Source organism: Pseudomonas oligotrophica (assembly GCF_021726475.1).
In the GTDB taxonomy this organism is placed as follows: domain Bacteria; phylum Pseudomonadota; class Gammaproteobacteria; order Pseudomonadales; family Pseudomonadaceae; genus Stutzerimonas; species Stutzerimonas oligotrophica.
The window spans coordinates 207,417-220,322 of the sequence record NZ_JAKJRU010000004.1 but is presented as its reverse complement, the minus strand read 5'-3'; the positions used below and the strand labels follow the sequence as shown (position 1 = coordinate 220,322).

Below are 12,906 nucleotides of genomic sequence, written 5' to 3'. Positions count from 1 at the left end.
CTGACCATGGAGTGTTCATGAGCAAGAAGAAACCGTTTGCCCCGCAGGTCCTGACCCCCTCGCGAATCCGCGAGGGGTTGCCGTTCCCGCTGGGCGCCACCTGGGACGGCCTCGGCGTCAACTTCGCGATCTTCTCGGCGCACGCCACCAAGGTCGAGCTGTGCCTGTTCGACGACAAGGGCGAGACCGAGATCGAGCGCATCGAGCTGCCCGAGTACACCGACGAGATCTGGCACGGCTACCTGCCCGACGCGCACCCCGGGCAGATCTACGGCTACCGCGTCCATGGCCCCTACGAGCCGGACGCCGGCCACCGCTTCAACGCCAACAAGCTGCTGATCGACCCCTATGCCAAGCAGCTGGTGGGCGAACTGCGCTGGTCCGAGGCGCTGTTCGGCTACACCATCGGCCACAAGGATGCCGACCTCAGCTTCGACGAGCGCGACAGCGCGCCCTACGTGCCGAAGTCGAAGATCATCGACCCGGCCTTCACCTGGGGCCGCGACCACCCGGTGCAGGTGCCCTGGGACAAGACGATCATCTACGAGACCCATGTACGCGGCTACACCATGCGCCACCCGGCGGTGCCGGACGAACTGCGCGGCACCTTCGCCGGCTTCAAGACGCCGGATGTGATCGACTACATCCGCAAGCTCGGCGTCTCGTCCATCGAGTTCCTGCCGATCCACGGTTTCGTCCAGGACCAGCACCTGCTGGAAAAGGGCATGAGCAACTACTGGGGCTACAACAGCATCGCCTTCTTCGCCCCGCACCCCAAGTACCTGGCCAGCGGCAAGATCTCCGAGTTCAAGGAGATGGTCGCGCACCTGCACAACGCCGACCTCGAGGTGATCCTCGACGTGGTCTACAACCACACCGCCGAAGGCAACGAGCTGGGCCCGACGCTGTCCATGCGCGGCATCGACAACGCCACCTACTACCGGCTGATGCCCGACGACAAGCGCTACTACATCAACGACTCGGGCACCGGCAACACGCTGGACATGAGCCACCCCTGCGTGCTGCAGATGGTCACCGATTCGCTGCGCTACTGGGCCACCGAGATGCACGTCGACGGCTTCCGCTTCGACCTGGCGACCATCCTCGGCCGCGAGCATGACGGCTTCGACGAGCGCCACAGCTTCCTCGTCGCCTGCCGCCAGGACCCGGTGCTGGCCAAGACCAAGCTGATCGCCGAACCCTGGGACTGCGGCCCCGGTGGCTACCAGGTGGGCGGCTTCCCGCCCGGTTGGGCGGAATGGAACGACCAGTTCCGCGACACCGTGCGCGCCTTCTGGAAAGGCGACGACGGCAAGCTGGCCGACTTCTCCGCGCGCCTGACCGGCTCGGGCAACCTCTACAACCAGCGTGGCCGCCGGCCGTTCAGCTCGGTCAACTTCGTCACCGCCCACGACGGCTTCACCCTCAAGGACCTGGTGTCCTACAACCACAAGCACAACCAGGACAACGACGAGGACAACCGCGACGGCAGCGACAACAACCTCTCCTGGAACCACGGCGTCGAAGGCCCGACCGACGACCCGGAGATCAACACCCTGCGCTACCGGCAGATGCGCAACTTCTTCGCCACCCTGCTGTTCTCCCAGGGCACGCCGATGATGGTCGCCGGCGACGAGTTCGGCCGCACCCAGCACGGCAACAACAACGCCTATTGCCAGGACAGCGAGATCGGCTGGGTCAACTGGGACATCAGCGAGGACAGCCAGGGCCTGCTGGCCTTCGTGCGCAAGCTGATCCGCCTGCGCCAGCGCTTCCCCATGCTGCGCCGCAGCCGCTTCCTGGTCGGCGCCTACAACGAGGAACTGGGCGTCAAGGACGTCACCTGGCTGGCGCCCAACGCCGAGGAAATGAGCATCGAGCAGTGGGAAGACCCGCACAACCGCTGCCTGGGCATGCTGCTCGACGGCCGCGCGCAACCGACCGGTATTCGTCGCGCCGGCTCCGACGTGACGCTGCTGATCATCGTCAACGCGCACCACGACCTGGTGAACTTCAGCCTGCCGGAGGTGCCGCAGGGCATCTACTGGAACCGCCTGGTGGACACCAACAACCCGACCGCGCGCCCGGAGCGCTTCGACTTCGGCGACGAGTACGCCGTCACCGGGCGCTCGCTGTTGCTGCTGGAGCTGTACAAGGCCGACGAAGCCTGAATGGCCCGCCCTGCGCCTGGGCAACGGACGCCCGGCGCAGGCAAACAGTGAACCCTGTCACGTTTGCGTAGTCCGAACCGGCGCGGCAACCGAACAACGAGCAGCGGATTCGTCCTGCCGGGCCGCAGGCAGGCTGTCTTGTCCGTGACGGATCACAGGCCATGCAAAACACCCGACACCTTTTCATTGCCATCGCCCTGGCCCTGGGCGGCGCGGCCGTGCCCGCAGGCGCGGCGACCGGCGCCGTGGCCAAACCCATCGAAGTCTCCGAGAAGCGCCCGGCCACCGTGCGGCTGCTGGTCAACCGTGCCGGCGGCGGCAAGGCGATGGACGTGCGCAACGAGCTGGACGTCCCGGTCGAGGCGACCCTGCGCCTGAGCCGGCTGGTGAACGTCGCCGGCCTGCGCGACGGCGTGATCCGCAAGACGGTGCCGCCACGCAGCCAGCTGCGCATCGCCACGCTGAACAAGCGCCAGGCCGGCTACCCGCTGATGTATCGCCACAGCTTCAGCTACGGGCTGATCTTCTCGCCGGACCCGGCGCGGCGGTTGACCGGCAAGGCCGCCGGCGGCTATGCCTATGCGCTGCCCTGGCGCGGCGGCCCGTTCCGCATTTCCCAGGGTGCCGGCGGCGACTACAGCCACAACACCCCCAAGGGGCGCTACGCGGTGGACATCGCCATGCCGGTGGGCACACCGATCATCGCTGCGCGCGCCGGCACCGTGCTCAAGGTGCGCGACGGCCAGGGCGGGCGCTTCCCCGACCCGGCCGGCAACCATGTGCGCATCGTGCATGACGACGGTACCCACGGCGCCTACCTGCACCTGCAGCGCGGCTCGGTCGCGGTGCGCCCGGGCATGCGCGTCGGCAAGGGCGAGTTGCTCGGCAAGTCCGGCAATACCGGGCGCAGCACCGGGCCGCACCTGCACTTCGTGGTGCAGAAGGAAATCGGCGAGGGCCTGGTGTCGATCCCCTTCCGCTTCGCCCAACCGGTGGAATCGCTCGCCCTCAACCGCGACTGAGGCTCAGGCCTGGCGCTGCCAGGCGATCACCAGGCTCTCGTCGCTGGCCATGCGTTGCAGGTGGTCGGCGACCACCTGTTCCAGCCGCGCCAGGTCGGCGGCACTGGACGCCTGCAGCGCCACGCGCAGGCTCGGCGCATCGTCATGCAGCGTGCAGACGCCGATGGGCAGCTCGATGCGGCCGTGGTGCTCGCCGGTCTCGACCGGGAACTTGTGCCCCCAGTGCTTGCACAGCCGCCTGACCAGGCGGCCGGGGTTCTCGCTGGCGATCTGCGTGGCGGATGCAGGCATGTTTCGGTTCTCCTGTGAACGATCGTCAGCCGAAGCGATAGGCCGACAGGGTGGTTTCCATGACGCGGTCGCTGAACACGCGTTGCCCGGCGCTCTCGCCGGCGGCCCCGGCTGCGACCATCAGCGGGATCAGGTGTTCCTCGGCACGTGGCGGATGGCACAGTCGCGCGGCCGGCGCCTGCGCCCAGGCCTGCAGCAGCGCGTCGCGCTCGACCGGCGGCGCCTCGACCGCGGCGGTCAGCCAGGCGTCGAACTCGTCGGAGATCGGCCCGAAGCGCGGGTCGCCGTAACCCCGCATGTTGTGGAAGCTCATGCCGCTGCCAACGATCAGCACGCCCTGCTCGCGCAGCGGCGCCAGCGCCCGCCCGGCAGCCAGGTGTGCCGCGGGGTCCAACCCCTGCTGCAGGGCGAGCTGCAGTACCGGAATGCGCGCCTCGGGGAACATCAGCTTGAGCGGGATGAACACGCCATGGTCGAAGCCGCGCTGCTCGTCGATCCCGCTCGGCAGGCCGGCTTGCCCGAGCAGGCGGGCCACCTCGGCCGCCAGCGCCGGGTCGCCCGGGGCCGGGTAGGTCAGCTCGTAGGTGTGCGGCGGGAAGCCGTAGTAGTCGAAGATCAGCCCCGGCTGGCGCGCGCCGGTCACGCTGAACGCCGGGCTCAGCCAGTGGCCGGAAACCAGCACGATCGCCTTCGGCGGCTGCGGCAGCGTCGCGGCCACACCCTTGAGGAAGCCGGCCATCGCCTGCCAGGCATCGGCCGGGTTCCAGTCCATGAAGAAGCACGGCCCCGCGCCATGCGGGACGAACAGGGTCGGCATAAGCGCGTTGGAAGATGCTGTTTGGGTCATGGCCTGGGCCTCGTTGGGTTTGACGGACGCCAGTATCGGCTTCATCTTTCATGAGCAGAACCCGCCAATCACGGCCAACAGTTCCTACCCAGAGAAGGAAATGCACGATGCTCGACCGCATCACCGGCATGCGAGTGTTCATCCGCGCCGCCAGCGCCGGCAGCCTGTCGGCGGCTGCGCGGCAGCTCGGCATGTCGCCGGCGATGGCGACCAAGCATGTCGACGCGCTGGAGGCACGCCTGGGGGTGAAGCTGTTCCACCGCAGCACCCGGCGCCTGAGCCTGACCGAGGCCGGCAGCGACTACCTCGACGCCTGCCAGCGCATCCTGCCGGAGATCGAGGAAACCGAGGCGCGCATCGCCTCGCGGCGCGTCGAGGCCAGCGGCCTGCTGCGCTTGAACGTGCCGCTGACCTTTGGCGCCCAGCATGTCGCCCCGCTGATGCCGGGCTTCAGCGAGCGCCACCCGGCGGTCAACGTGGAGCTGGGCCTGACCGACAGCCAGGTGGACCTGATCGACGGCGGTTGGGACATGGCCGTGCGCATCGGCCGGCTCGGCGACAGCCCGCTGCAGGCGCGCCGACTGGCCGACTGCCCGCTGCTGGTCTGCGCCGCGCCGGCCTACCTGGATCGCCACGGTGTGCCGCGCAAGGTCGCCGACCTGGTGCAGCACAACTGCCTGGGCTACACCCTGTCGGCACAGACCGGCTACCGCCGCTGGGCCTTCGGCCGCGACGGCGAGGTGCGCGCGTCCGTGCACGGCAATCTGGTCGCCAACAACGGCGCGGCGCTGGTGGCGGCGGCAGTCGGCGGCCAGGGCGTGATCTACCAGCCGCAGTTCATCGTCGCCGAGGCGCTGCGCCGCGGCGAACTGGTGGTCCTCGAACTGGACCAGCCGACCCTCGAACTGGGTGGTATCCATGCCGTCTATCCGCCGGACCGGCGCCCGCCGGCCAAGGTGCGGGTGATGATCGACTACCTGGTCGAGGTCTTCGCCGGCCCCGCGCCCTGGGCCATCGCCGGGCACGGCTGAGGCCTTCGCACGGCGGCGCCCGCCGCCCTCCCCGCGCCAGAAAAGATGAACCGCCACCGCCGGCACAAGTCGGAAGAATGAGTGGGCCGGCCGTTGCCGCCCGGGAAGGGAATCTCGCGCGCAGGCCGCCCGAGAGGAGTTCGTGCCTGGCCACCCGAAGGTGGCGGCGGCGCCCCTGGGCGCGGCAACAGCGGCTCCCGCGCTTCGATCACTGCCGGCCGGCGACGCCTGGACGGGGCCGCCGCCACCTCGGAGAAGCCATGAAAGCAGTTGTCTACCACGGCATCGGCGACATCCGCCTGCAAGACGTACCCGAACCACGCATCGAGGCTCCGACCGACGCCATCGTGCGCATCACCGCTTCGGCCATCTGCGGCACCGACCTGCACTTCGTGCGCGGCACCGTCAGCGGCATGCAGCCAGGCACCATCCTCGGCCACGAGGGCGTGGGCATTGTCGAGGCGCTCGGCGAGGACGTGCGCAACCTGAAGATCGGCGACCGCGTGGTGATCCCCTCGACCATCGCCTGCGGCAACTGCGCCTACTGCCGCGCCGGCTACTTCGCCCAGTGCGACGTTGCCAACCCCAACGGCATGGGCGCGGGCACCGCCTTCTACGGCGGGCCGTCGGCCACCGGGCCGTTCCATGGCCTGCAGGCCGAGAAGGCGCGCATCCCCTTCGCCAACATCGGCCTGGTCAAGCTGCCGGCGGACATCAGCGACGACCAGGCGATCCTGCTCTCGGACATCTTCCCCACCGGCTATTTCGGCGCCGAGATGGCCGAGATCGGCAGCGGCGACACCGTCGCGGTGTTCGGCTGCGGCCCGGTCGGCCAGTTCGCCATCGCCAGCGCGCGGCTGCTCGGCGCCGGCCGCGTGTTCGCCATCGACCAGCATGACGACCGCCTGCGCGCCGCGCAGAGCCAGGGCGCCGAGATCATCGACTTCAAGCGCGAGGACCCGGTCGAAACCCTCAAGCGGCTGACCGGCGGCGTCGGCGTGGACCGCGCCATCGACGCGGTCGGCGTGGACGCCGAGCACGGCTGCTGCGGCAGCCAGCCCAGGCAGCCGCGCAATGGCCAGTGGCAACCGGGCGATGCACCGTCCCAGGCGCTGGAATGGGCCGTCCAGGGGCTGGCCAAGGCCGGCACCCTGTCGATCATCGGGGTCTACCCGCCGGATGCGATGACCTTTCCCATCGGCCTAGCGATGAACCGCAACCTGACCATCAACATGGGCAACTGCCACCACCGCAAGTACATCCCGCGGTTGATCGAGATGGTCCTCGCCCGGCGCATCGACCCGGCCAAGGTGCTCACCCAGGTCAAGCCGATGAACGACGTGATCGCCGCCTACGAGGCCTTCGACCGCCGCGACAACGGCTGGATCAAGGTCGAGCTGCAGCCCCAGCGCCGCGACAGCCAAGGCAGCGAGGAGCGGGTGATGGACCAGGCCGTGGCCGACACCTTCCCGGCCAGCGACCCGACCACCATGCAGAACCCGCGCTAACGCAGAGGGCGCGCCATGGCAGAGATCTGTATCGGCATATCCGGCTGGCGCTACGCGCCCTGGCGCGGGGACTTCTACCCCGAGGGACTGATCCAGAAGAACGAGCTGCGCTTCGCCTCGCGAGCGGTCAACAGCATCGAGATCAACGGCTCGTTCTATGCACTGCAGCGCCCGGAGCGCTACGCCGAGTGGCATGCCGACACGCCCGAGGGCTTCGTCTTCAGCGTCAAGGCGCCGCGCTTCATCACCCACGTGAAGCGCCTGCGCGAGGTCGAGGGGCCGTTGGCGAACTTCTTCGCCTCCGGCCTCTTCGCGCTTCGCGAAAAGCTCGGCCCGCTGCTCTGGCAGTTCCCTCCGTCGTTTCGCTTCGATCCCGGATTGTTCGAAGATTTTCTCGCCCAGCTACCACACGACACCGAGGCGGCGCTCGAGCTGGCGCGCGGCTGCGAACCGCGCATGCAGGGCCGCAGCCTGCTGGAGATCGACCGCAAGCGGCGCCTGCGCCACGCGGTGGAGATTCGCCACGAGAGCTTCGTCGACCCGGCCTTCGTCGCGCTGCTGCGGCGCCATGACGTGGCGCTGGTGGTGGCCGACACCGCCGGCAAGTGGCCCTACCGCGAGGACCTGACCAGCGACTTCCTCTACCTGCGCCTGCACGGCGCCGAGCAGCTCTATACCAGCGGCTACTCGGACAGCGCGCTGGACGCCTGGAGCCGGCGCATCCGCGCCTGGACCGCAGGTTCGCAACCCGAAGACGCCCACCTGATCAGCGACACGCCGCCGCGGCGGCGCAAACAACGCGACCTCTACTGCTACTTCGACAACGACGTGAAGGTGCGCGCGCCCTACGACGCGCGTCGCCTGCTGCACCTGCTCGGCCTGGACGCGGGCCTGCAGACCACACCCGGCCAGCTGCAAGAAGGAGCCCTTGAGTGACCTTGCCCAAAGATCACCCCATCGAGAGCAAAGACCTGGACGCCCACATGGCCAGCGCGGTGGACGCCATCCGCGTGCTGACCGTCAACACCCACAAGGGCTTCACCACCTTCAACCGCCGCTTCATCCTGCCGGAGCTGCGCGAGGCGGTGCGTGCGGTGTCGGCGGATGTGGTGTTCCTGCAGGAAGTGCTCGGCACCCATGAAAAGCACGCGCTGCGCTTTCACAACTGGCCGCAGACGCCGCAGTACGAGTTCCTCGCCGACAGCATCTGGACCGATTTCGCCTACGGGCGCAACGCGGTCTACCCGGACGGCGACCACGGCAACGCCCTGCTCTCGAAATTCCCCATCCTGCGCTACGAGAACCTCGACGTGTCGATCGCCGGCCCCGAGCGACGCGGCCTGCTGCACAGCGTGCTGCAGGTGCCGGGGCACGAGCTGCATGCGGTATGCGTGCACCTGGGGCTGCGCGAATCGCACCGCCAGCAACAGTTGCAACTGCTCTGCGACCTGCTCGATTCGCTACCCCGAGACGCACCGGTGATCGTCGCCGGCGACTTCAACGACTGGCGCCTGCGCGCGACCGAGCCGCTGGAGCGCTGCGCCGGCCTGCACGAGGCCTTCGCCCTGCACCACGGCCAGGTGGCCAAGACCTTCCCGGCGCGCTGGCCGATGCTGCGCCTGGACCGCATCTACGTGCGCAACGCCACCTGCCACCAACCGCGCATCCTCGGTAACAAACCCTGGACGCACTTGTCCGATCATCTGCCCCTGGCGGTGGAGATACACCTATGAAATTCCACTGGAGAGATGGAAATCGTCTTCAGTTGCTGGAAAACGGCGAGGAGTTCTTCCCGGCCGTCTTCGATTGCATTGCCAATGCCAAGAAGGAAGTGCTGCTGGAAACCTTCATCCTCTTCGAGGACAAGGTCGGCAGCGAGCTGCAGCGGGCGCTGATCGCCGCTGCCGAGCGCGGGGCCAGCGTCGACGTGACCGTCGACGGCTACGGCTCGGCGGACCTGACGCCGGCCTTCGTCGCAGAGATGACCCGCGTCGGCGTGCGCATCCACATGTTCGACCCCGGCAAGCGCCTGCTCGGCAAGCGCCTCAACGTGTTCCGCCGGCTGCATCGCAAGATCGTGGTGGTCGACGGCGAGGTGGCCTTCATTGGCGGCATCAACTTCTCCGCCGACCACCTGGGCGACTTCGGCCCGGAAGCCAAGCAGGACTATGCGATGCGCGTCGAGGGCCCGGTGGTGCACGACCTGCACCGCTTCGCCCTGCGCACCATCGCCCCGGTGCGGCCGCGGCGCTGGTGGCAGCGCCGCGGCCGCGAGCAGGCCAACGGCTACGTCGGCGCCAGTCGTGGCGAGGCGCGTGCGCTGCTGGTCACGCGCGACAACGACGAGCACAAGGACGACATTGAGGAGCACTACCTGCAGGCGATTCGAGATGCGCGCTCCAGGTTGTTGATTGCAAACGCTTACTTCTTTCCCGGCTACCGGGTGCTGCGGGAGATTCGCAACGCCGCGCGGCGCGGCGTGCGGGTGCGGCTGATCCTGCAGGGCGAGCCGGACATGCCGATCGCCAAGTTCGGCGCGCGCATGCTCTACAACTACCTGATGCGCGATGGGGTCGAGGTTCATGAGTACTGCCGCCGGCCGCTGCACGGCAAGGTCGCGCTGGCCGACTACGAGTGGTCCACGGTCGGCTCGAGCAACCTCGATCCGCTGAGCCTGTCGCTGAACCTCGAGGCGAACCTGATCATCCGCGACCACACCTTCAACCGGCAGCTGCACGAACGCCTGGACCGCCTGCTGCAGGAGGACTGCCGGCGCATTCCGCTGGAACGCATCGTGCGTGGTTACTGGTGGCGGGCGCCGCTGGCGTTCGTGATCTTCCACTTCCTGCGCCATTTCCCCGAGCTGGTCGGCATGTTCCCGGCGCACAAGCCGCGGTTGCAGACGCTGCAGCCGGCCCCTGACCCTGCGCCGAGCAGCCCGACTCCTGCTGCCGCCCCTTCCTTGCAGCGAGAACAACGATGAGCGCCACCTCCAGCGGAGCCGAAACCCGGGGCGGCTGGCGTCGCCACTGGCCGTTGCTGAAGAAGATCCTCACCTACGCCTTCTTCGTGCTGGTCGGCGCGCTGCTGGTCAGCCTGGCGCGCCAGCTCGACTGGGCCGAGGTGTGGCAGACGCTGCGCAGCTACAGCGGCCTGACGCTGCTGCTGGCCGGCGTCGCGGCCGCCGGCAGCTACACCGTGTATTGCTTCTTCGACGTGCTCGGCAAGCGCTATACCGGCCACGACATCCCGGTGCGCCAGGTGATGCCGGTGACCTTCGTCTGCTACGCCTTCAACCTCAACCTCAGCGCCTGGGTCGGCGGCATCGCCCTGCGCTACCGCCTCTATTCGCGCCTGGGGCTGCGGCCGGCGCAGATCACCCGGGTGTTCACCCTGAGCCTGCTGACCAACTGGCTGGGCTACATGTGGCTGGCCGGGCTGATCTTCGCCCTGGGCGGCATCAGCCCGCCGGCCGGCTGGGAGATCGGCATGGGCGCGCTGCGCGTGCTTGGCGTCGGCCTGCTGCTCGCCTGCCTGGTCTACCTCGGCCTGTGCGGCTACTCGCGGCGCCGCGAATGGACCCTGCGCGGCCACGAGATCCGCCTGCCGTCGCTGCGCCTGGCGCTGCTGCAGATGGTCCTGGGCGCGGTGAACTGGGGCCTGATGGCGCTGGTGGTGTACTTCATGCTGGCGCAGAAGATCGCCTACCCCGAGGTGCTGGGCATCCTGATGATCAGCAGCATCGCCGGGGTCATCACCCATATCCCGGCGGGGCTGGGCGTCATCGAGGCGGTGTTCGTGGCGATGCTCGGCGATGAGATGAGCCGCGCGGCGATCATCGGCGGGCTGATCGGCTACCGGGTGATCTACTTCCTGATCCCGCTGCTGCTGGCCACCGCCGTCTACGTGCTGCTCGAAACCCGCGCACGCAAGCTGCGGCGCGACAACCAGGGCCAGCCGCAGGCCGAGCGGCCCTGAGCCGGGCGGCCTGAACGAAGAAAGCCGGCACGAGGCCGGCTTCTTCGACAGCGATGCGATCAGCGCTTGGCGACGGTCGCAACGTCCTTCGGCAGCTTGAAGGTCCAGACCATGCCGCCCTGGTTGAAGTCCTTGATGCGCTTGGCGACTTCACCGCCCCACAGCGGCACCGCACCACCCCAGCCGGAGAGCACGGAGACGTACTGCTCGCCGTCCATCTCCCAGGTGACCGGGGAACCGACGATGCCCGAGCCGGTGTTGAACTCATAGAGCTTCTTGCCGGACTTGGCGTCGAAGGCCATCAGGAAGCCTTCCGGGTTGCCGGTGAACACCAGGTTGCCCTTGGTCGCCAGCACACCGCCCCACAGCGGCGCGTAGTTCTTGTAGCGCCAGACTTCCTTGCCGGTCTTCGGGTCGATGGCGCGCAGCACGCCGATGTAGTCCTCGTTCAGCGGGTGGATGGTGAAGCCCGCGCCCAGGTAGGCCGCGCCCTTCTTGTAGGCCACGCCTTCGTTCCAGATGTCCATGCCCCACTCGTTGGACGGCACGTAGAACAGCCCGGTGTCCTGGCTGTAGGCCATCGGCATCCAGTTCTTGCCACCGAGGAACGACGGCGCGACGAACACCGACTTGCCCTTGTCCGCATCGCCCGGGTTGCCCGGACGGTTCTCGTCGATGTAGAGCGGACGGCCGTCCTTGTCCAGTCCCTTGGCCCAGGTGATCTTGTCGACGAAGGGGAAGCCGCGGATGAACTTGCCGTTGGTGCGGTCCAGCACGTAGAAGAAGCCGTTGCGGTCGGCGGTGCCGGCGGCCTTCACGGTCTTGCCGCCGTCCTTGTAGTCGAAGGAGATCAGCTCGTTGACGCCGTCGAAGTCCCAGCCGTCATGCGGGGTGGTCTGGAAGTGCCACTTGATCGAGCCGTCTTCGGGGTTGAGCGCCAGGCGCGAGGAAGAGTACAGGTTGTCGCCGGGGCGCAGGTGCGAGTTCCATGGCGAGGGGTTGCCGGTGCCGAACAGCAGCGAGTCGGTATCCGGGTCGTAGTAGCCGCCCAGCCAGGTGGCCGCACCGCCGGTCTTCCACAGGTCGCCCGGCCAGCTCTTGCCGGCTTCGCCGCCAGAAATGCCGGACTCGACCTTCTTGCCGTCCTTCCAGACGTAGCCCATGTGGCCTTCCACGGTCGGACGGGTCCACAGCAGCTCGCCGTTCTTCGGGTTGTAGGCCTCGATCTTGCCGACCACGCCGAACTCGCCACCGGACACGCCGGTAATCAGCTTGCCCTTGACGATCAGCGGCGCGGCGGTGATCGAATAACCGGCCTTGTAGTCGGCGACGGTCTTCTTCCAGACCACCTTGCCGGTGTCCTTGTTGAGGGCGACCAGCTTGGCATCGAGGGTGCCGAAGATCACCAGGTCGTCGTACAGCGCGACGCCGCGGTTGATCACGTCACAGCACGGCATGATGCCGTCGGGCAGGCGCGCGTCGTACTGCCACAGTTCCTTGCCGGTGCGCGCGTCGATCGCGTAGACCCGCGAATAGGAACCGGTGACGTACATCACGCCGTCCTTGATCATCGGCTGGGATTCCTGGCCGCGCTGCTTTTCGCCGCCCAGGGAGAAGGCCCAGACCGGGCGCAGCTGGGTCACGTTCTGCGTGTTCAGTGCATCGAGGGTGCTGTAGCGCTGGCCCTGCAGGCCCAGGCCGTTGGTGACGATGTCGCCCTGGGTCTTGGTGTCGTTGAGGATGTCCTGATCGGTAACTGCCCATGCCGACAAGCTGGACAGTGCCATTGCGGCAGACAGTGCAGTCAGGGCAAGGGGCTTGCGAAGACCGGTGTGCTTCATTGCGGCTACCTCTGCGGGTTCATTGTTGTCGCCGGGAAGTTCTCCCGGTCTGTAGGAAATTCTTGGTTCGCCTCGCCGTACCAACAATTGCCCGCAGTGTCGATTTGTCTCCTTCCTTGGTAGCAATACCCGCTCGCCAGCCCCGTCCGGCGGGGCCTGCGCGAGGTGCGATGACACCGGGCCAGCACCGAAGTCGCAGCCTTTCGGCCTGATAGGA

At 67.9% G+C, this 12,906-nt stretch carries 11 protein-coding genes; 8 read left to right on the top strand and 3 right to left on the bottom strand.

The genetic code is table 11. From position 1 onward, the window contains the following. Positions 1 to 17 precede the first annotated feature (17 nt). Positions 18 to 2,171, top strand: a complete 2,154-nt coding sequence (glgX, locus tag L3N39_RS10390) for a glycogen debranching protein GlgX (protein ID WP_237257255.1) — start codon at positions 18 to 20, stop codon at positions 2,169 to 2,171. 161 nt (positions 2,172 to 2,332) lie between these two features. Then, positions 2,333 to 3,193 (top strand): M23 family metallopeptidase, encoded by an 861-nt coding sequence (locus L3N39_RS10385; RefSeq protein ID WP_237257254.1) that lies wholly within the window; start codon positions 2,333 to 2,335, stop codon positions 3,191 to 3,193. Between the two features lie 3 nt (positions 3,194 to 3,196). On the opposite strand, the gene L3N39_RS10380 is transcribed toward L3N39_RS10385, so the two are convergent. Together L3N39_RS10380 and L3N39_RS10375 are read right to left on the bottom strand one after the other, a co-directional pair. Next, entirely contained in the window at positions 3,197 to 3,484 is a 288-nt protein-coding gene (locus L3N39_RS10380) for a DUF2218 domain-containing protein (RefSeq protein WP_237257253.1), read from the bottom strand. A 25-nt stretch (positions 3,485 to 3,509) separates the two neighbouring features. Further along, the gene (locus L3N39_RS10375) at positions 3,510 to 4,331 is read right to left on the bottom strand and encodes a DODA-type extradiol aromatic ring-opening family dioxygenase (RefSeq protein WP_237257252.1); all 822 of its coding nucleotides are present in this window, start codon (positions 4,329 to 4,331) and stop codon (positions 3,510 to 3,512) included. 107 nt (positions 4,332 to 4,438) lie between these two features. On the opposite strand from L3N39_RS10375, the gene L3N39_RS10370 reads away from it, so the two are divergent. From L3N39_RS10370 to L3N39_RS10345, 6 genes are all read left to right on the top strand, one after another. Beyond that, positions 4,439 to 5,362, top strand: a complete 924-nt coding sequence (locus L3N39_RS10370) for a LysR family transcriptional regulator (RefSeq protein ID WP_237257251.1) — start codon at positions 4,439 to 4,441, stop codon at positions 5,360 to 5,362. A gap of 260 nt (positions 5,363 to 5,622) precedes the next feature. Next, positions 5,623 to 6,870, top strand: a complete 1,248-nt coding sequence (locus L3N39_RS10365; protein ID WP_237257250.1) for a zinc-dependent alcohol dehydrogenase — start codon at positions 5,623 to 5,625, stop codon at positions 6,868 to 6,870. Positions 6,871 to 6,885: 15 nt separating this feature from the next. Continuing rightward, positions 6,886 to 7,806 carry a DUF72 domain-containing protein gene (locus L3N39_RS10360; RefSeq protein WP_237257249.1) on the top strand — a complete coding sequence of 307 codons (921 nt, stop codon included), beginning with the start codon at positions 6,886 to 6,888 and terminating at the stop codon, positions 7,804 to 7,806. Beyond that, on the top strand, positions 7,803 to 8,603 hold the full coding sequence (locus L3N39_RS10355; protein ID WP_237257248.1) for an endonuclease/exonuclease/phosphatase family protein: 801 nt from the start codon (positions 7,803 to 7,805) through the stop codon (positions 8,601 to 8,603). The genes L3N39_RS10360 and L3N39_RS10355 overlap by 4 nt, the downstream gene beginning before the upstream one ends. After that, the gene (clsB, locus tag L3N39_RS10350) at positions 8,600 to 9,853 is read left to right on the top strand and encodes a cardiolipin synthase ClsB (protein WP_237257247.1); all 1,254 of its coding nucleotides are present in this window, start codon (positions 8,600 to 8,602) and stop codon (positions 9,851 to 9,853) included. The genes L3N39_RS10355 and clsB overlap by 4 nt, the downstream gene beginning before the upstream one ends. Beyond that, positions 9,850 to 10,848 carry a lysylphosphatidylglycerol synthase domain-containing protein gene (locus L3N39_RS10345; protein WP_237257246.1) on the top strand — a complete coding sequence of 333 codons (999 nt, stop codon included), beginning with the start codon at positions 9,850 to 9,852 and terminating at the stop codon, positions 10,846 to 10,848. Before clsB ends, L3N39_RS10345 begins: the two co-directional genes overlap by 4 nt. Positions 10,849 to 10,907: 59 nt before the next feature. On the opposite strand, the gene L3N39_RS10340 is transcribed toward L3N39_RS10345, so the two are convergent. Beyond that, on the bottom strand, positions 10,908 to 12,689 hold the full coding sequence (locus L3N39_RS10340; protein ID WP_237257245.1) for a PQQ-dependent methanol/ethanol family dehydrogenase: 1,782 nt from the start codon (positions 12,687 to 12,689) through the stop codon (positions 10,908 to 10,910). Positions 12,690 to 12,906: the final 217 nt, after the last annotated feature.

Coding starts and splice junctions, on each gene's coding strand:
- glgX (WP_237257255.1), top strand. CDS start 18: ATGAGCAAGAAGAAACCGTTTGCCCCGCAGGTCCTGACCCCCTCGCGA.
- L3N39_RS10385 (WP_237257254.1), top strand. CDS start 2,333: ATGCAAAACACCCGACACCTTTTCATTGCCATCGCCCTGGCCCTGGGC.
- L3N39_RS10380 (WP_237257253.1), bottom strand. CDS start 3,484: ATGCCTGCATCCGCCACGCAGATCGCCAGCGAGAACCCCGGCCGCCTG.
- L3N39_RS10375 (WP_237257252.1), bottom strand. CDS start 4,331: ATGACCCAAACAGCATCTTCCAACGCGCTTATGCCGACCCTGTTCGTC.
- L3N39_RS10370 (WP_237257251.1), top strand. CDS start 4,439: ATGCTCGACCGCATCACCGGCATGCGAGTGTTCATCCGCGCCGCCAGC.
- L3N39_RS10365 (WP_237257250.1), top strand. CDS start 5,623: ATGAAAGCAGTTGTCTACCACGGCATCGGCGACATCCGCCTGCAAGAC.
- L3N39_RS10360 (WP_237257249.1), top strand. CDS start 6,886: ATGGCAGAGATCTGTATCGGCATATCCGGCTGGCGCTACGCGCCCTGG.
- clsB (WP_237257247.1), top strand. CDS start 8,600: ATGAAATTCCACTGGAGAGATGGAAATCGTCTTCAGTTGCTGGAAAAC.
- L3N39_RS10345 (WP_237257246.1), top strand. CDS start 9,850: ATGAGCGCCACCTCCAGCGGAGCCGAAACCCGGGGCGGCTGGCGTCGC.
- L3N39_RS10340 (WP_237257245.1), bottom strand. CDS start 12,689: ATGAAGCACACCGGTCTTCGCAAGCCCCTTGCCCTGACTGCACTGTCT.